Origin of the sequence: Falsiroseomonas sp. HW251, assembly GCF_050563545.1 — a bacterium.
In the GTDB taxonomy this organism is placed as follows: domain Bacteria; phylum Pseudomonadota; class Alphaproteobacteria; order Acetobacterales; family Acetobacteraceae; genus Falsiroseomonas.
Genome location: NZ_JBNXUM010000003.1, coordinates 301,088 through 317,722, shown reverse-complemented (window position 1 = coordinate 317,722; position 16,635 = coordinate 301,088). Strand labels below are relative to the sequence as shown.

16 protein-coding genes and 1 tRNA gene are annotated in these 16,635 nt (G+C 71.1%); 5 read left to right on the top strand and 12 right to left on the bottom strand.

Going from position 1 to position 16,635, the window contains the following annotated elements; all coding sequences use genetic code 11:
- From ACLF3M_RS05230 to ACLF3M_RS05220, 3 genes are read right to left on the bottom strand one after another with little or no spacing between them, the layout of a single operon-like run.
- The gene (locus ACLF3M_RS05230; RefSeq protein ID WP_430655802.1) at positions 1-849 is read right to left on the bottom strand and encodes a fumarylacetoacetate hydrolase family protein; all 849 of its coding nucleotides are present in this window, start codon (positions 847-849) and stop codon (positions 1-3) included.
- The gene (locus ACLF3M_RS05225) at positions 846-2,348 is read right to left on the bottom strand and encodes a bifunctional 3-(3-hydroxy-phenyl)propionate/3-hydroxycinnamic acid hydroxylase (protein ID WP_430655801.1); all 1,503 of its coding nucleotides are present in this window, start codon (positions 2,346-2,348) and stop codon (positions 846-848) included. The genes ACLF3M_RS05230 and ACLF3M_RS05225 overlap by 4 nt, the downstream gene beginning before the upstream one ends.
- Positions 2,345-3,226: a VOC family protein gene (locus ACLF3M_RS05220; protein ID WP_430655800.1), complete on the bottom strand. Its 882-nt coding sequence runs from the start codon at positions 3,224-3,226 to the stop codon at positions 2,345-2,347. Before ACLF3M_RS05220 ends, ACLF3M_RS05225 begins: the two co-directional genes overlap by 4 nt.
- A gap of 122 nt (positions 3,227-3,348) precedes the next feature.
- On the opposite strand from ACLF3M_RS05220, the gene ACLF3M_RS05215 reads away from it, so the two are divergent.
- The 4 genes from ACLF3M_RS05215 (at position 3,349) to ACLF3M_RS05200 (ending at position 6,966) form a co-directional block, all read left to right on the top strand.
- Complete coding sequence (locus ACLF3M_RS05215) at positions 3,349-4,038, top strand: GntR family transcriptional regulator (RefSeq protein ID WP_430655799.1); 690 nt, start codon at positions 3,349-3,351, stop codon at positions 4,036-4,038.
- 43 nt (positions 4,039-4,081) lie between these two features.
- Positions 4,082-5,380, top strand: a complete 1,299-nt coding sequence (locus tag ACLF3M_RS05210) for an NAD(P)/FAD-dependent oxidoreductase (protein WP_430655798.1) — start codon at positions 4,082-4,084, stop codon at positions 5,378-5,380.
- Positions 5,377-6,732, top strand: a complete 1,356-nt coding sequence (locus tag ACLF3M_RS05205; RefSeq protein ID WP_430655797.1) for a Rieske 2Fe-2S domain-containing protein — start codon at positions 5,377-5,379, stop codon at positions 6,730-6,732. Before ACLF3M_RS05210 ends, ACLF3M_RS05205 begins: the two co-directional genes overlap by 4 nt.
- Before the next feature lie 87 nt (positions 6,733-6,819).
- A complete protein-coding gene (locus tag ACLF3M_RS05200) occupies positions 6,820-6,966 on the top strand; it encodes a hypothetical protein (protein ID WP_430655796.1) in 147 nt (48 codons plus the stop codon).
- A gap of 18 nt (positions 6,967-6,984) precedes the next feature.
- On the opposite strand, the gene ACLF3M_RS05195 is transcribed toward ACLF3M_RS05200, so the two are convergent.
- The 6 genes from ACLF3M_RS05195 to ACLF3M_RS05170 all read right to left on the bottom strand — a co-directional run bounded on the left by ACLF3M_RS05195 (position 6,985) and on the right by ACLF3M_RS05170 (position 12,712).
- Positions 6,985-7,245: a hypothetical protein gene (locus ACLF3M_RS05195; RefSeq protein WP_430655795.1), complete on the bottom strand. Its 261-nt coding sequence runs from the start codon at positions 7,243-7,245 to the stop codon at positions 6,985-6,987.
- Positions 7,246-7,408: 163 nt separating this feature from the next.
- Positions 7,409-7,499: transfer RNA gene (locus ACLF3M_RS05190), tRNA-Ser, on the bottom strand.
- A 56-nt stretch (positions 7,500-7,555) separates the two neighbouring features.
- On the bottom strand, positions 7,556-8,542 hold the full coding sequence (locus ACLF3M_RS05185) for a tripartite tricarboxylate transporter substrate binding protein BugD (protein WP_430655794.1): 987 nt from the start codon (positions 8,540-8,542) through the stop codon (positions 7,556-7,558).
- A gap of 149 nt (positions 8,543-8,691) precedes the next feature.
- Positions 8,692-10,497 carry a translation elongation factor 4 gene (lepA, locus tag ACLF3M_RS05180; protein ID WP_430655793.1) on the bottom strand — a complete coding sequence of 602 codons (1,806 nt, stop codon included), beginning with the start codon at positions 10,495-10,497 and terminating at the stop codon, positions 8,692-8,694.
- Positions 10,498-10,597: 100 nt separating this feature from the next.
- Positions 10,598-11,461, bottom strand: coding sequence for a hypothetical protein (locus ACLF3M_RS05175; protein WP_430655792.1), 864 nt, complete (start codon positions 11,459-11,461; stop codon positions 10,598-10,600).
- A gap of 51 nt (positions 11,462-11,512) precedes the next feature.
- On the bottom strand, positions 11,513-12,712 hold the full coding sequence (locus tag ACLF3M_RS05170) for an MFS transporter (protein ID WP_430655791.1): 1,200 nt from the start codon (positions 12,710-12,712) through the stop codon (positions 11,513-11,515).
- 119 nt (positions 12,713-12,831) lie between these two features.
- Here ACLF3M_RS05170 and ACLF3M_RS05165 point away from each other — a divergent pair, with 119 nt between their 5' ends.
- On the top strand, positions 12,832-13,239 hold the full coding sequence (locus ACLF3M_RS05165) for a VOC family protein (RefSeq protein WP_430655790.1): 408 nt from the start codon (positions 12,832-12,834) through the stop codon (positions 13,237-13,239).
- Between the two features lie 75 nt (positions 13,240-13,314).
- Here ACLF3M_RS05165 and ACLF3M_RS05160 read toward each other — a convergent pair whose 3' ends face one another.
- The 3 genes from ACLF3M_RS05160 to pheT form a co-directional block, all read right to left on the bottom strand.
- Positions 13,315-13,680, bottom strand: coding sequence for a hypothetical protein (locus ACLF3M_RS05160; RefSeq protein ID WP_430655789.1), 366 nt, complete (start codon positions 13,678-13,680; stop codon positions 13,315-13,317).
- Positions 13,677-14,075: a hypothetical protein gene (locus ACLF3M_RS05155; RefSeq protein ID WP_430655788.1), complete on the bottom strand. Its 399-nt coding sequence runs from the start codon at positions 14,073-14,075 to the stop codon at positions 13,677-13,679. The genes ACLF3M_RS05160 and ACLF3M_RS05155 overlap by 4 nt, the downstream gene beginning before the upstream one ends.
- Before the next feature lie 72 nt (positions 14,076-14,147).
- Positions 14,148-16,622 carry a phenylalanine--tRNA ligase subunit beta gene (gene pheT, locus ACLF3M_RS05150; protein WP_430655787.1) on the bottom strand — a complete coding sequence of 825 codons (2,475 nt, stop codon included), beginning with the start codon at positions 16,620-16,622 and terminating at the stop codon, positions 14,148-14,150.
- Positions 16,623-16,635: the final 13 nt, after the last annotated feature.

The following is a 16,635-nucleotide window of genomic DNA, read 5'->3' as shown; positions in this document are numbered from 1 at the left end:
TCAGGTCTCGTCGGCGACGGGGTTGCGCAGCAGGCCGACGCGGTCGATCTCGACCTCCACCACGTCGCCGGGCTTGAGCCAGAGCGGCGGGGTGCGCTTGGCGCCGACGCCGCCCGGCGTGCCGGTGGCGATGACGTCGCCGGGCTCGAGCCGCGTGAAGGTGGAGCAGTAGGCGATCTGGGTCGGGATATCGAAGAGCATCTCCTCGAGCCTCGCATCCTGGACCACGGCGCCGTTGACGCGGGTGACGAGCCGCTGCGGGCCGATCGGGCCGACCTCGTCGGGCGTGACCATCCAGGGGCCGAAGGGGCCGGTGCCGACGAAGTTCTTCCCCGGCGTGAACTGGTGGGTGTGGCGCTGCCAGTCGCGCACGCTGCCGTCGTTGTAGCAGGCATAGCCCGCGACCTGCGCGTAGGCCGCGTCCTTCGCGACGTGGCGGCAGGAGGTGCCGATGATGACGGCAAGCTCGCCCTCGTAGTCGAAATCGGTCGAGACCTTCGGACGGATCAGCGGCGCCAGGTGGCCGGTCTGGCTGTTGGGGAAGCGCGTGAAGATCGTGGGGTTGCCGACGACGGACCGGCCGGTCTCCTTGCGGTGCTCCTCGTAGTTCAGGCCGATGCAGAGGATCTTGTCGGGATTGGGGATCACCGGCAGCCATTCGATCGCGTCCAGCGCGATGCGCGCGGCGCCGGCGGATTCCTGCTGCGCGGCGTTCAGCGCGCCGGCGGCGATGGCGGCTTTCAGATCGGGCAGGCGGCCGCGCAGCACGGCGCCGACGTCGTGGATCACGCCGTCGCCGACGACGCCCCAGCTGGCGGTGCCGTGGTGAAGGAAGCTGGCGAGCTTCATGCGGCGATTCCCATCGGTGTGAGTTGTGCGCGCAGCGCATCGAACTGCGCGAGGTCGGCGGCAGTGCCGAAGACGTAGTGGTCGGGGCGCACCAGCGCGGCGATCGCGCCGTGCTTCGCGAACCAGGCGTCGGCGACGCCGTCGCGTTCGACGAGGTCGCCGTCGGGCGCGATGCGCAGCGCGCCCGGGATCGGCGGTGCGGCCGTGGACAGGAAGACGCGCCAACCCGTGCCGGCGAGGCGGTCCATGCGCTTCCAGCCCGCGCCCTCGCGCACCCAGGGCTGGGGGAAGAGCTGGCCGGCGCCGGGCGAGCCCCGCGCGAGCAGGCCGGTCTCGAGCGGTGGCACGATCTCCTGCCGCGTGACGACCGGCGCGCGGCCGCCGCCCTGTTCGCGCAGCGCGGCGTCGCGCGCCTTCGCGGCCTCGGGGTCGCGTTCGCAGATCTGCCGGCCAATCGCCTTGATGCGCGTGGTCAGCGTGCGGACATGGCGCGCGCGTTCCTCGCCGTAGGTGTCGAGCAGCGCGGGCGAGGCGCCGTCGCGGACCGCGGCAAGCTTCCAGACGAGGTTCGCGACGTCGCGCAGCCCCTGGCACATGCCCTGGCCGATGAAGGGCGGCTGCTGGTGCGCGGCGTCGCCCGCCAGGAACACGCGGCCACGCCGCCATTCGGACGCGACGAGCGCGTGGAAGCGGTAGCTGGCGGCGCGCCAGAGCTCGGCGTCGCCCGGCGCGAGCCAGCGCGACAGCAGGCGCATCACCGCTTCCGGCCGCTGCATCGACTGCGGATCCTCGCCGGGGTTCAGCATGATCTCGAAGCGGCGGTGGTTGCCGGGGCCCACGATGTAGGTGATGGGCCGCGCAGGTTCGCAGAACTGCGCGGCGTTGACCGGCAGCCTGGCCAGGCCGGAGGGCGAGACGCGGAGGTCCACCACCAGCCAGGGCTCGTCGAAATCCAGGTCCTCGAAGGCGATGCCGAGGCTGCGGCGCACGAAGGACGATGCGCCGTCGCAGGCGACGACGGTGCCGGCGGCGACGTCGCGCCTGTTGCCGTGCGCGTCTCTCAGCGTCAGGCGGACCTCGTCCTCGCGCGGCTCGATCGCGATGAGCTCGGTGCCGAGTTCGACCGTCACGCCGGGCAGGCCTGCGGCATGCGCGCGCAGCGCTTCCTCGACCGGCGGCTGGGTGAAGACCATGGTGGGGACGAAGCCCATGGGGTAGGGCTCCGGCACCATGTCGATGTGGCGGATCGGCAGGCCGTCGGCTCCAAAGTGATCCGATGGCGGGAAGGGCGCGGTGTAGGGTAGCACGGCCTCGGCCACGCCCATCCCGTCCAGCAGCCGCAGGATCTCGTGGTCGATCGCGATGGCGCGCGGCTTGTCGTAGACCTCCGTCGCGCGGTCGATCGCCAGCAGCTCGAAGCCGGCCTGGCCGAGCATCCCCGCGGCGACGGCGCCGCAGGGGCCGAAGCCGATGACGACGGCCTCGTGGCGTTCCGTCACGGCGCGAACAGCATGGCGAGCTGCGCCTTCTTCGTCGCGTCGGACTTGGGCGGCGCGATGCCCCACTGGTCGGTGCGGCCGGGTGGCCAGACCCAGAAATCGGGGCCACGGGCGACATGGTCCTCGGCCACGACCTCGACCTCGGCGGTGTATTCGACGACGAAGCCGAAGGGGTCCACGAAATAGGCGAAGACGTTGTTGCCGGGCCCATGCCGGCCGGGGCCCCAGCCCAGCGGAAAGCCCGCATCCACCATGCGGCCCGACGCACGCATCACGCTCTCCCAGCTCGGCATGTTGAAGGCGACGTGGTTGAGGCCATCCACCGGCGCCTCGGCCAGCACGACGGCATGGTGGTCGCTGTTGCAGCGCTCGAACGCCATCAGCTTCGACCGGTCCGCGAGACGGAAGCCCAGTCCGTCCTCGAAGAAGCGCGCCACGGCGTCCACGTCGCGGCAGTTCAGGTTGACATGCGCGAGGCGGTCCGGCCGGTCGCGCGACGGGGCCTGCGCGGCGCGGCGCGCGTCGCCGGTGACCAGGCGCAGCACGAAGCCCCTGACATCGCGCAGCGTCGCGGCAACGCCGCCGCCGGGCTCGTCGAGCGGGGCAGGGGGCGCGACGATCGCGGCGCCCGCCGCGCGCGCCATGCCCAGCACGCGGTCCAGCGCCGCCGCGCGGAAGGTCACGGAGCGGATCGCCGCCGGCCCCTGTTCCAGCGCCAGCACATGATGGTCGTCGCCGGTCGCGTGAAGCCAGAGCCGGCCAGCCGCGCGCGCCGCGACACCCAGTCCCCAGGTCGCGGTGTAGAAGCGCTCCGCCGCGTCGAGGTCGGGGACCAGCAGCTCCACGCTGCGCAGCGCGGTGACGGGGAAATCGACCATCCCGACGTCTCTTCCCAGGGCTTCGGACAGCGGGAGTCATGATCCATATTGCCCGGTTCGTAAACCCCGATGTATACATTTCCGCCGGCCGCACCCGTTTTGTGTATGAGGCACCCGACCGCGTGACCACCCCGCGCACCGCCGCGCCGACCCATGCCTCCTCCGTGCAGGAGCGCATCCGCGCGGATATCCTGTCGGGCCAGCTGCCGCCGGGGCAGAGGCTGCAGATCAAGGCGATGATGCAGCGCTACGAGGTCGGTCAGACCCCCCTGCGGGAGGCGCTGAACCGCCTCTCCGCCGACGGCATCGTCGCCGCCGAGGACCAGCGCGGCTTCGCCGTTCCCGGCGTCAGTGCGGACGAACTCCGCGAGCTCACCCGCACCCGCTGCTGGCTCGAGGAACGCGCGCTCCGCCAATCAATGGCCGACGCGACCGAGGCCTGGGAGGAGCAGGTGCTGCTGGCCGGCCATCGCCTGCTGCGGACGCCGCGCGGCCTCGACAGCGAAGACCCCGCGGTGGAGGCGCTGTGGGAAGCGCGCCACCGCGCCTTCCACGACGCGCTGGTCTCGCATTGCGGGTCGCGCTGGCTGATCGGCTTCTGCGCGCAGCTGACCGACCGCCACCAGCGCTACCGCAAGCTTGCCGCGCGCCGCGCCTTCCCCCGCCGCGACGTCGCGGCCGAACACCAGGCGATCCTGGATGCCGTGCTGAAGCGCGACGCCGACGCCGCCGTCGGGTTGCTGGTCGCGCATTACAATGCGACCGCCGCGGTGATCCTGGAGGACGGGACGGTCTTCGCGTCCGGGGCGTAACGGGAGTGGCCCGGCGCCCCGTCTCGGTCCAGGATCGGCCGCCATGACCGACGCGCCCCTCGCCGCCGATCCCCGCAGCCACGGCCTTTGGGAACGCACCGCGCCGCCGCCGCCGCCGACCACGCCGTTGTCCGGCGGGACGCAGGCCGAGGTCGCGATCGTCGGCGGCGGCTACACCGGCCTTTCCGCGGGGCTGCACCTAGCGGAAGCCGGCGTCCGCGTCGTCTTGCTGGAAGGCATGGAGATCGGCTTCGGCGGCGCCGGCCGCAATGTCGGGCTGATCAATGCCGGGCTCTGGCTGATGCCGGACGACGTGCCCGGCATCCTAGGGGAGATCCACGGCGAGCGCGTGCTGCGCCTGCTCGGCGGCGGCCCGCGCGAGGTGATGGCGCTGATCGCGCGGCACGGCATCGAATGCGAACTCACGACCTCCGGCACGCTGCACCTGGCCGTCGGCAAGGCCGGAAAGGAGGAGATCGAGGCGCGCGAGGCGCAGTGGCAGCGCCGCGGCGCGCCGGTGCGCGTGCTCTCGGCCGGCGAGACCGCGGCATGGACCGGCGCGCGCGGCTATGCCGGCGCCTTGCTCGACGAACGCGCGGGCACGCTGCAGCCGCTGGCCTATGCGCGCGGCCTGGCGCGCGCGGCGATCGCGGCCGGCGTTACGATCCACACGCGCAGTCCCGTGCAGGCCTGCGACGCCAGCGGCAAGGGCTGGGTGCTGCGTACGCCCGGCGGCGAGCTGGCCGCGGAACGCATCATCGTCGCGACCGACGCCTACTCCACCGGTCCCTGGGCAAGCGTGCGCGCCGAGCAGCTCCATCTGCCCTATTTCAACTTCGCGACCGAGCCCGTGCCGGAGGCGTTGCGCGCCACCATCCTGCCCGGGCGCCAGGGCTGCTGGGACACGAAGGAGGTCATGACGTCGTTCAGGCTGGATGCCCGGCACCGCCTGGTCTTCGGCAGCGTCGGCGCGCTGCGCGGCACCGGCACCGCGATCCACCGATCCTGGGCACGCCGTGCCCTGGCGAAGCTCTATCCCGCGCTCGCCGGACTCGGCTTCGAATGCGAATGGCACGGGCAGATCGGCATGACCTCGGACGCCGTGCCGCGGCTGCACCGCTTCGCCGACAGCATCATCGGCGTGTCCGGCTACAACGGGCGCGGCATATCGCCCGGGACGATGTTTGGCCGCGTGCTGGCGGACCACCTGCTGGGCCGGCTGCCCGACGTCGACTTGCCGCTACCGGTGACGCCGATGCAGTCGGCGCCCTGGCGAGCGGCGAAGGAGGCCTGGTACGAATACGGCGCCCAGGCCGCGCATCTCGCGGCGGACCGGCTGTGACCCGCCACGTCGTCGCGACGGTGGACGAGGTACCGCCTGGCGGGCGCAAGCGCGTCACCGTCGCGGGCCGCGACATCGCGCTCTTCCGCCTCGGCGAGGAGTACCTGGCGATCCAGGACCGCTGCCCGCATGAGGGCGCCTCGCTCTGTGCGGGCCAGCTCACGGGGCTGGTGCTGTCCGACCGGCCCGGCCACTACGAGCTGACGCGGCAGGGCGAGATCCTGCGCTGCCCGTGGCATGGCTGGGAATTCGACATCCGCACCGGGCGGTCCTGGTGCGACCCCGAGCGCATGCGGGTGCGCAGCTTCCCCACGATGACGGCACGGGGCGCGGAGCTCGAGGACAGCCAGGACGCCGAGACCTTTCCCGTCACGATCGAGCGGGACTACGTGCTGGTGGAGATCGCCGCGCCCGCGATCCACGACGCCGTCGTTGCGCAGCGGCGCGTCCTGGCCGAGCGCATCGTGCTGCTGGAGATCGCGCGGGCGGATGGCGGGGCACTGCCGGGCTTCGTGCCTGGCGCGCATGCGGACCTGCATCTCTCGGGCGGGCTCGTGCGTCCCTATTCGCTGGTCGGCGAGCCCGAGGCCGATGGGCGCTGGCGCATCGCGGTGCTGCTGGAGGCGGCCTCGCGCGGCGGATCGGCGGCGGTGCATGCGCTGCACGAGGGCGATGCGCTGCGCGTGGGATCGCCGCGCAGCCATTTCGCCCTCGTCGGCGCGGCGAAGGCGCATTGCCTGATCGCCGGCGGCATCGGCATCACGCCGCTGCTCGGCATGGCGACGCGCCTCGCGCGGCTCGGCGAAGAATTCGTGCTGCATTACTGCGTACGCAGCGGCGACACGGCGGCCTTCCTGCCCGACCTCCGCGCCGGCGCCGTCGCGCCGCATCTGAGGCTGCACGACGCGGCCGAGGGCGGGCGGCTCGACATCGCGGCGGCGTTGGCAGCGAATCCCGAAGCCGAGATCTATGTCTGCGGGCCGCAGCGGCTGGTCGATGCGGTCTCCGCGGCGCATGCGGCGCTCGGCCTGCCGCCGGTGCGGCTCCACGTCGAGCGCTTCGCCGCCGAGGTCGCGACCGGCGGCGCGCCCTTCACCATCGAGGCGCGGCGCAGCGGACGCGTCCTCGACATCCCGGCCGACCGGAGCGCGGCCGAGGTGCTCGTCGAAGCCGGCATCCCCGTCCCGCTCTCCTGCGAGCAGGGGGTCTGCGGCAGCTGCGTGACCACCGTCCTCGCCGGCGAGCCCGAGCACCGCGACAGCGTGCTGACGGCGGAGGAGAAGGCGGCGAACCGGCAGATCGCGCTGTGCTGCTCGCGCGCGCGGAGTGGGCGGCTCGTGCTGGACATCTGATCGGGTCGGGTCGGACTGGCCAATCAAAGCAATTGCCTGCGCCGCCCGCCTGCCGTTGCCGCTGCCTGGCGGCCGGGTGAAGCACGGATGATCGCCGGCGCCGCCATGGTGGATTGGATCGACCTGAACGACAGCTTCGCGGCAGCGGGCCTGCCGGACATCCGCGGGTGCCTGCCGGACGAGGCGACTACCGAGGCGACATGGCGCGGCGTGAGATCCCGGCCGAGGTTCTGATGATCTTCGCCGCGCCATTCATGCGCGCTTCGCTTCCGGTTCCTCTTGCGAATGGGTGCGGGACGCGGCGGGCACTACAGGTCGCGATTCGACCTCGCGGCCAGCAGCCTTGGCCTTCCGCTGGGAGCGGAGGAGCAGCAGGAATTCAAGCAGGAAGCAGCCGGCCATGAGGGCGACCAGGGTCGGCAACACCTCGGGCTGCGTGACCGCGATCAGGATGAAGCACCACGTGACGGTGGCACAGGACACAGCCGTGATAAGCCAGCGGACGACGCGCACAGAACCCTCCCGCCCTGCGCGAACAGGTGAACTGTTCTTCGCCCCTGCCGTCAACGTCTTTGTCGTCAGTCGGCCGATCGCAGGCCTCGTGGCAGCAATCTTGTGGGCGGACTTGTAGACCCTGCCGCAATCAGCGCCTAAGTATCTGATAAAGACCGCCTTCTGGCGGATGGGGTGGGATTCGAACCCACGAGACGCTTTTGACGTCTACACACTTTCCAGGCGTGCGCCTTCGACCGCTCGGCCACCCATCCAGCGCAGGGCCGGGGTTCTAGCCACCCCACCTGCCCCCGGCAACCCCGCGGGCCGTTCAGTCCGCGTACTGGCCGGCGGCCTGGATCAGCGGCCGCCACTTCGCGGTGTCCGCCTGCCAGAAGGCACGGTGCACCTCCGGCGTCGCCCGCTCGGCAGCGACCGGCGTGGTGCCGAGCTCGGCGAAGCGCCGCTCGATGGTCTCGTCGCGCAGCGCCTTCACCAGCGCTTGGTTCAGCCTGGCGGCGATCGGCGCCGGCGTGCCCCTCGGCGCATAGAGGCCGTGCCAGACCGTGACCTCGAAATTCGGCAGCCCCGCCTCGGCCGCTGTCGGCAGCTCATTCAGCGAGGGCACGCGACGGTCCGTCGTCACGGCGAAGCCCTTGATCGTGGTGGCGCGGATCTGCTCGGTCGTGTTGGTGGTCTGGTCGCACATCAGGTCCACCGTCCCGCCCACCAGGTCGTTCATCGCTGGGCCCGTGCCGCGATACGGCACCGTCGTCACCGCGGTGTCGATCGCCTTCTGGAAGAGCAGGCCACAGAGGTGGCTCGCCGCGCCGACGCCGGCATTGGCCAGGTTGATGCGGTCGCGCTCGCGCCGGACGACCTGGACCAACTCGGCGAGGTTGGCGGCGGGAAAGTTGCGGCGGGCGACGAGGGTCATCGGGACCTCGGTCACCAGGCCCAGCGTCTCGAAGCCGTTGATCGGGTCGTAGGCCAGGCGGCGATAGAGCGCGGGGATGGTTGACATCCCGATGTGGTGCAGCAGCACGGTGTAGCCGTCCGGCCTGGCCTGGGCGACGCGCTGCGCCCCGAGCGTGCCGCCAGCGCCGCCGACATTCTCCACCACCATGGGCTGGCCGAGGTCGTTGCCCATGACCTGCGCGATCAGCCGGCCGACCGTGTCGGTCGGGCCGCCTGCAGCGAAGGGGACGATCATGGTGATGGGGCGGTTGGGGAAGGCGCCCTGGGCGAAGGCCGCGGGGGCAGGGGCAGCTAGTGCGGCCGAGGCGCCGAGCAGGGCTCGGCGGGACAGGATCGTCATGTGCAGCGTCTTCCGTGGAAGCTTTTTGCCTTCGGGCGAACAGGCCCGGGCTCGTAAGGTTCGTGTAATATACTTCACGGACCTGTTCCACAGCGGAAACTGCAAGGCGAATTCTCAGGCCGCGCAAATCACGCGCGCGGTCGTAACTGTCACGCGTCCATCTTCAGCGCGGCGATAAAGGCGGATTGGGGGATCTCCACCTTGCCGAACTGCCGCATGCGCTTCTTGCCCTCCTTCTGCTTCTCGAGGAGCTTGCGCTTGCGGCTGATGTCGCCGCCGTAGCACTTGGCGGTGACGTCCTTCGACAGCGCGCTGATCGTCTCGCGCGCGATGACGCGCCCGCCGATCGCGGCCTGGATCGGGATCTTGAAGAGCTGGCGGGGGATCAGCTCCTTCAGCTTCTCGCAGATCTGCCGGCCGCGGCGTTCGGCGGCGGAGCGGTGCGCCATGAAGGACAGCGCGTCCACGGGCTCGTTATTCACCAGGATGGAAATCTTGACGAGGTCGCCTTCCTCGTAGCCGTCCTGCTGGTAGTCGAAGCTGGCATAGCCTCGGCTGACCGACTTCAGCCGGTCGTAGAAGTCGAAGACCACCTCGTTCAGCGGCAGCCGATAGACTGCCATGGCGCGGTTGCCGACATAGGTCAGCTCGACCTGCCGCCCGCGGCGTTCGTTGCAGAGCGTCAGCACAGGCCCGAGGTAGTCGTCGGGCACCATGATCGTCGCCTTGATCCAGGGCTCCTCGATCACGTCCACAACGCTGCCGTCAGGCATGTCGGCGGGGTTGTGGAGCTCGATCGCCTCGCCGTTGGTCTTGCGGATCTTGTAGACGACCGAGGGCGCCGTCGCGATGAGGTCGAGGTCGAACTCGCGCGAGAGCCGTTCCTGGATGATCTCGAGGTGGAGCAGGCCCAGGAAGCCGCAGCGATAGCCGAAGCCGAGCGCCGCCGATGTCTCGGGCTCGTAGTGGAAGGAGGCATCGTTGAGCCGCAGCTTCGCGAGGCTCTCCCGCAGCTTCTCGAAATCGTCGGCGTCCACGGGGTAGAGGCCGCACCAGACCACGGGGATGGAGGGCTTGAAGCCGGGCAGGGGGGCGTCGGCGGGATTGCGGTCGTCGGTGATAGTGTCGCCGACATTGGTGTCAGCGACGGTTTTGATTGCCGCGGTGACGAAGCCCATCTCGCCGGGGCTCAGGCGATCGACCGGCACCATCTTCGGGGTGAACACGCCGACCTGCTCGATCGTGTGGACCGATCCGTTCGACATCATGCGGATGCGCTGGCCCTTGCGGAGCTCGCCGTCCTTCACCCGCACCAGCACGACGACGCCGAGATAGGCGTCGTACCAGCTGTCCACCAGCAGCGCCTTGGTCGTGGCGTTCAGCTCGCCCTTGGGCGCGGGCAGGCGGGTAACGATGGCTTCCAGCACGCCTTCGATGTTCAGACCCGTCTTGGCGCTGATCATCACGGCGTCGGAGGCATCGAGGCCAATCACGTCCTCGATCTGCTGCTTCACCCGGTCGGGCTCAGCCGCTGGCAGGTCGATCTTGTTGAGGACCGGCACGATCTCGTGGTTGGCGTCGATAGCCTGGTAGACGTTGGCCAGCGTCTGCGCCTCGACCCCCTGGGAGGCGTCCACGACCAGCAGCGAGCCCTCGCAGGCGGCAAGGCTGCGTGACACCTCATAGGCGAAGTCCACATGGCCCGGCGTGTCCATCAGGTTCAGCGTGTAGGTCCGGCCGTCCTTGGCCAGGTAGGCCAGGCGGACGGTCTGCGCCTTGATGGTGATGCCGCGCTCTCGCTCCAGCTCCATGTTGTCGAGGAGCTGTTCCTTCATCTCACGCGCCGCCACGGTACCGGTGGACTGGATCAGCCGGTCAGCCAGCGTGGACTTGCCATGGTCGATGTGCGCGATGATCGAGAAATTGCGGATTCGGTCGAGCGGTACGTCTGTCATCGGGGGCCCGTGGATTCCCCGCTCAGATAGGGGTTGTGCGCCGCGCTGGGAAGCGGCGACGTCACGGCAGGGCCGGGCCGAGGTCCCAGGGCGGCAGTCGTCAGACCAGCGCGGCGGCGGCCTCGGCGCTGACCTCCTCGCCCGTTTCGGTGCCGTCCACCGCCGCGGCGAGGTCGGCGGGCAGGCCGCCCCAGGGGCGCGGCGCGAACAGGTGGAACCGGTAGCGCGGATCGGCGACGGGCAGCAGGTCGATGTCCTGCCGCAGCCCGGGATGATAGAGGCCCGCGATGGGTAGGTGGATCGTCGCAGCGTCCGACAACCAGGTCGCGAGCCAGGAGAAGGTGCTGACGGCGACGCAGACATGGTGGGAGGCGCGGATCGTCTCGAAATCCACCATGGCGCCGCGGGAGGGCTGGAACTCGGCATCCGGGAAGCGGGCCCGGAGCGCGGCGGAATAGGCGTCGCGCCCGATCTGCCCGAGGAAGACCGGGCGCAGCCCCGTCCCGGCGATCAGCCGCTCATAGTACGCGAGCGGCAGCGGGCAGTAGCTGGCATGCACCCGGGTATCGCTCGGGCGGCGCATGTAGGGCGCGCGGATGTTGATCAGCAGCCGGTCCGGCCCATAGCCCGGGATCGCCGGCGCCGCGCGGGGAAACAGCGCCCGCACCGTCCCGACGGGCTCGATGTATTCCATCCGGCAGCCCAGCGCCCAGGTGACGACGGCGTCCACCTCCCCGCCCGCGAGCAGGGCCGCGGCCCTGTCCATGTCGGGGCGATGGCCGTGCATGGTGACGTGCCTCACCGGCCGCGGCAGCGTCGGCGGGGTCAGGCCGAATTCCGGCAGCGGATCACCGGTGACGACGGCGCCCGGCACGCGCCGGGCCAGCGCGTGTGCGAGCATGGTCTGGAACATCTTGTTGCCCAGGCGTCCGCCGATCAGCCTGGCTTCGACGATCGGCGCCATGACGCGCTGCCCTGCCTCCCTCCGGGCGTGCCCGCCGCCCGCCGCGATCCTTCAGGCCGGCGCAACATGCCCCCGCAGCCGCCACATCGCCCAGGCCCCGAGGAACGGCCCCGGCGCCAGCACCGCGAAGGCCCAGTGCCAGCCGAGCGCCGAGACAGCGTGGGGCATCAGCCCGATCGTCCCCGCGGTGAGCAGGAAGCCGAGGCTGGTCTGTACTGTCAGCATCGTGCCCACGTAGTCCGGCGGCGAGAGCGTCACGACGCAGGCGCTGAACTGCGCGGAATCCGCCACCACCGCGAAGCCCCAGACCAGCGCGACGCCGATCGCGAGGGCAGGTGCCAGCATCGCCGCCGGCCCAACGAGCAGCGCGCAGCTGCCCGACACCAGCATGCAGAGAGCCGCCACCGAGGCGCGGTTCCACCGGTCCGCGAGCAGCCCCGCCAGCACGCAGCCGCCGGCGCCGGCCGCCATCACGGCGAAGACCCAGGGGCCGGCCTGGCCGGCCTCCCCGCCCAGCACGCCGGCCAGGAACAGCCCGACCCAGGCCCACATGGCGTAGAGCTCCCACATATGCCCGAGATAGCCGAGATTGGCGTAGCGCAGCTTCCTGTTCCGCCAGGCTTCCAGCATCTGGGACGGCCGGAAGGGCGGCCGCGTCCCGAGCAGCGGCCCGGGCCTGAAGCCGAGGATCGCGAGCCCCCCGATCCCCGCCAGCACCCCGGCGCCGAGATAGGCGGCCTGCCAGCCGATCCCGCCCAGCAGCGTCGGGATCAGATGCGGCAGCGCCGACCCCAGCGTCAGCGCGCCAACCAGCAGCCCGATCAGCAGCCCGAGGTCGCCATCCCTGCCCCCCTTGGCCCAGCTCGCCGCCAGTTTCATGCCCACGGGGTAGACGCCGGCCATCGCCGCGCCGGCGACGAAGCGCAGGGCCAAGGCCGTGATGCCGGACGGTGCGACCTGCGTCTGCGCCAGGGTCGCGGCAGCCGCGACCAACGCCGAGGCCAGGAACAGCAGCCGCGGGTCCCGCCGGTCCGCCAGCGACAGAACCGCCGAGACCAGCGTGCCCGCGACGAAGCCGAGCTGCACCGCCGCGGTCAGCCACGCTGCCTCCGCGCGCGTCACCAGCCCCCCGGCCAGCAGCGAGGGCACCGCTGCGGTGCCGGCGAACCAGACGGACAGCACCAGCACCACCGCCAGGCACAGGGTGCCGAGATGCCGCGCCTTGCCCGGAGGTGACGCCGTGTCGCCCATGGGACCACACTGCCGCGGAATGCTATCGCCGTCAGCGCACCCGCGCACGACGGCGCGAGGGCCTTGCCATCACTTCACCATTCGGTTTAGCGTTCCCCTTTGTCCAGGAGAACCCGCCCATGCACACCGTGCCCTACCTCTTCTTCGAAGGCCGCTGCGAGGAGGCGCTGGCCTTCTACGGCCAGGCGCTCGGCGCCGAGACCAGGGCGATGATGCGCTACCGCGACAGCCCGGAGCCCGCCCAGGTCCCGCCGGGCAACGACGACAAGGTCATGCATGGCGAATTCAAGGTGGGCGAGACCGTGATCTTCTGCTCGGATGGCATGTGCTCGGGGAAGACGGCCTTCGGTGGCTTCGGCCTGGCGCTGGCGGCCAAGGATGCAGCCGAGGCCGGGCGCCTGTTCGCCGCGCTGTCCGACGGCGGCGAGGTCCGCATGCCTCTCTCGCCCACCTTCTTCTCACCCGCCTTCGGCATGGTGTCCGACCGCTTCGGCGTGATGTGGATGGTGATGGCGGGGCAGGGCTGATCGGCGCCGGACCACGGGATTGCCAACTGACGGGCCGGGCGGCGCCCAGTCCTGCTGGCGGCGGCGCCGGAGGCCTCAGCCTGCCTTGCCGGCGCGACCGAAATAGTAGCCGAGCACCAGCGTCACGATGGGCAGCACGACCGATTTCAGCAGGTCCACCGCCTGCGTCGCGATGGCCTCCGCCTTGCCCGACGCGATGCCGGCAATAACGATCGCCAGCAGCACCGCCCCGATCGAGCCGCCGAAGACCAAGATCACCACGCGGGTGATCATCGAGCGGTCGTTCATCTCCTGGATCTGGCCCTGGTCCATCGCTCGCGCGGTCTGCTGAACCTGCTCGCGAGCCTGGGCGATCTGGCGCCGCAGTGCCTCGATGTCCTGTTCGGACGGTGCAGCGGGCGGGGGGACCACGCTCGGCAGATTGTCCTTTGTGCCGCTCATTGCGGCAGCAGGCGCACCCAGGGCGCTTTCTCGCGTTCGGCTGCCGTGCGGATTGCCGGGGCGTAGGCGCGACTCGCTTCGATCAGCACGCGCACCTGATCCAGAAACGCCGAGCGCAGATCCGGGCTGGGCTCGGCCTCGGCCAGCCGCGCCAGGGCATCGGTGATCTCCAGCACGCGCCGGAAGCCAGCCGCGAGCTCGCGCGGGTCGTTCTGCAGCGCGCCCATCAGCCCGCGTGCGACCTCGAACAACTCGTGGCAGTACTGGATGGCCGTGCTGGATGCGCCGGGGCTCTGAAGCTGGCTGACCATGCCGAGCATCCGCTCGGCCGCGCCGAGGATCTTCTCGACTGCCTCAGCGAGGGCGCGGCCGGCATCAGGCGGCAGGACGAGCATCGCCAGGCACTCCCATGGATATCCATCCTAGCATCTGGTGCAGGCTGCGCGGCAATGCCAGGACGGCACGCATCAACCGCGCAGCACCGCCCCCGTCGCCTTCGCCACTGCCGCGACCACCTTCTGGCCGGCCGCCTCGATCTCAGCGTCGGTCAGCGTGCGCTCGCGCGGCTGCAGCGTGACCTGGATGCCCAGGCTCACCTTGCCCTCCGGCAGCTTGTCGCCGGCGTAGCGGTCGAACAGCGTGACCTCGGTGATCAGCGCCTTGTCCGCCGCGCGCGCGGCGCGCAGCAGCGCATCCGCCGCGACGCCGGCATCCACCAGGAAGGCGAAGTCGCGGCGCACGGGCTGGAAGGCCGGCAGGTCGGGCACGCCCTTCTTCCGCTTCTTCGGCTCCGCGATCGCGTCGAGGAACACCTCGAAGGCCACCGCGGGCCCCTGGATGTCGAGCGCGGCGCGTACCTTCGGGTGCAACTCGCCGAAGGTCGCGAGCACGACCTTCGGCCCCTGCCGCAGCACGCCCGAGCGGCCAGGGTGGTAGAAGGCCGGCGCGTCGGCCGTGACCTGCACGCCCGCCATTGGTGCGCCGAGCGCGGCCAGCACCGCGACCGCATCGCCCTTCGCGTCGAGCCAATCGACGGCCCGTGCCGGTGCCGCCCAGTTGGCGCCCGACATGCCCGCGCGGACACCCGCCGCGACGGCGAGCTGGCTGGTGCCGGCATGCGGGTCGCGATAGGCGCCCCCGATCTCCGCCAGCGCGACATCGGCGAAGCCGCGGGCCGCGTTGCGCGAAGCCGCCATCGCCAGCGAGGCGACCGGCGTCGGGCGCATCTGGTCGAGGTCGCTCGCGATCGGGTTCTCCAGGCGAAGGCTGTCGGGGGTGTCCCCGAACAGCGCCGCCTGGTCGCGCGACAGGAAGCCGTAGGTCACGCAATCCTGCATCCCGCGCGAGGCCAGCACGCGCCGGGCGAGTGCCGCGCGCGCCTGCTTCGGCGTCAGCGACGGCCGCGGCACGGGCGACGTCACAGGCAACGACACCGGCGGGACCGCATCCAGCCCGCCGAGGCGCAGCACCTCCTCCACCAGGTCGCATTCCGGCTCGATCGCGGCGCAGCCCTCCGCGGCCCGCTTCGCGCGATCCGCCGGCAGCGCCGGATCCTGGTCGAGTGCGCCATGCCCCGCGATGTCGTTCCGCCAGGGCGGCACGGCGACCGTCACGCGCTGCTCGTCCTGCAACACCGTGCAGAGGCCGAGCGCGGTGAGCCGCCGCACCGCCTCGTCACGCGGCAGGTCGAGGCCGCCGAGGCCCGAGATGCGCTCGAAGCGCAGCGTCGCCTGGCGCGCCCAGGCGGGCTCGGCGCCGGCGGACGAAACCTCCGACGCCTCGCCGCCGCAGAGCTCGATGATCATGCGTGCCGCGGCGTCGAGCGCCTTGGGCAGCAGCGCGGGATCGATGCCGCGCTCGAAGCGGGACCGCGCATCGGTGCGGATGTCGTGGCGCCGACCGGACAGCGCGATGCGCACGGGATCGAACAGCGCGCATTCGATGAAGCACTCGGTCGTCGCCTCGTCGCAGCCGGAATGCTCGCCGCCGATGACGCCGCCCAGCGCCTCCACGCGCTCGGCGTCGGCGATGACGCCGTCTTCTTCCGTGAGCGAGTAGGTCTTCCCGTTCAGCGCGGCCAGCTCTTCGCCCGGGCGCGCCATGCGCATCGCGAGCGTGCTGCCCGCGACCTTCTTCACGTCGAAGACGTGCAGCGGGCGGCCATAGGCGAAGGTGAAGAAGTTGGTGACGTCCACCAGCGCGTTGATCGGCCGAAGCCCGATCGCGGTCAGGCGGTCCTGCAGCCACTTCGGGCTCGGCCCGTTCCGCACGCCGCGCACGGCGCGGCCCAGCACCCAGGTGCAAGCACGCTGGTCCTCGATCTTCCACTGGAGCGGCGAGGGATAGGCGCCGGGCAGCGGTGCGACGTCCCACGGCTTCAGCTTGCCCAAGCCAGCGGCCGCCAGATCCCGGGCAACGCCGCGCACCGACAGCGCGTCGCCGCGGTTCGGCGTGACCTTGATCTCGATCACGGGGTCGTCGAGGCTGGCATAGTCCACGTAGCGCGTGCCGACCGGCGCATCCTCCGGCAGGTCCACGATGCCGGAGTGGTCGTCGCCGAGGCCCATCTCGCGCGCCGACAGCATCATCGCTTCCGACTTCACGCCGCGGATCTCGCCGACCTTCAGCGTGATGCCGGTGCCAGGGATGAACTGGCCGGGCAGGGCGGCGACGCCCTTCATGCCGGTGCGCGCATTCGGCGCGCCGCAGACCACGGAGTATTCGCGACCGTCGCCGAGATCGACGCGGAGTGCGCGCAGGCGATCGGCGTTGGGGTGCTGCACCGCCTCGATCACGCGGGCGATGCGGAACTCCGCGAGCTCGGCGGCGGGGTTGTGCACGCCCTCGACCTCGATGCCGATGGCGGACAGCGTCGTGGTGATCGCGTCGAGCGAGGCGTCGGTATCTAGGTGCTCGCGCAGCCAGGACATCGTGAACTTCATGGAGTGTGCTCCG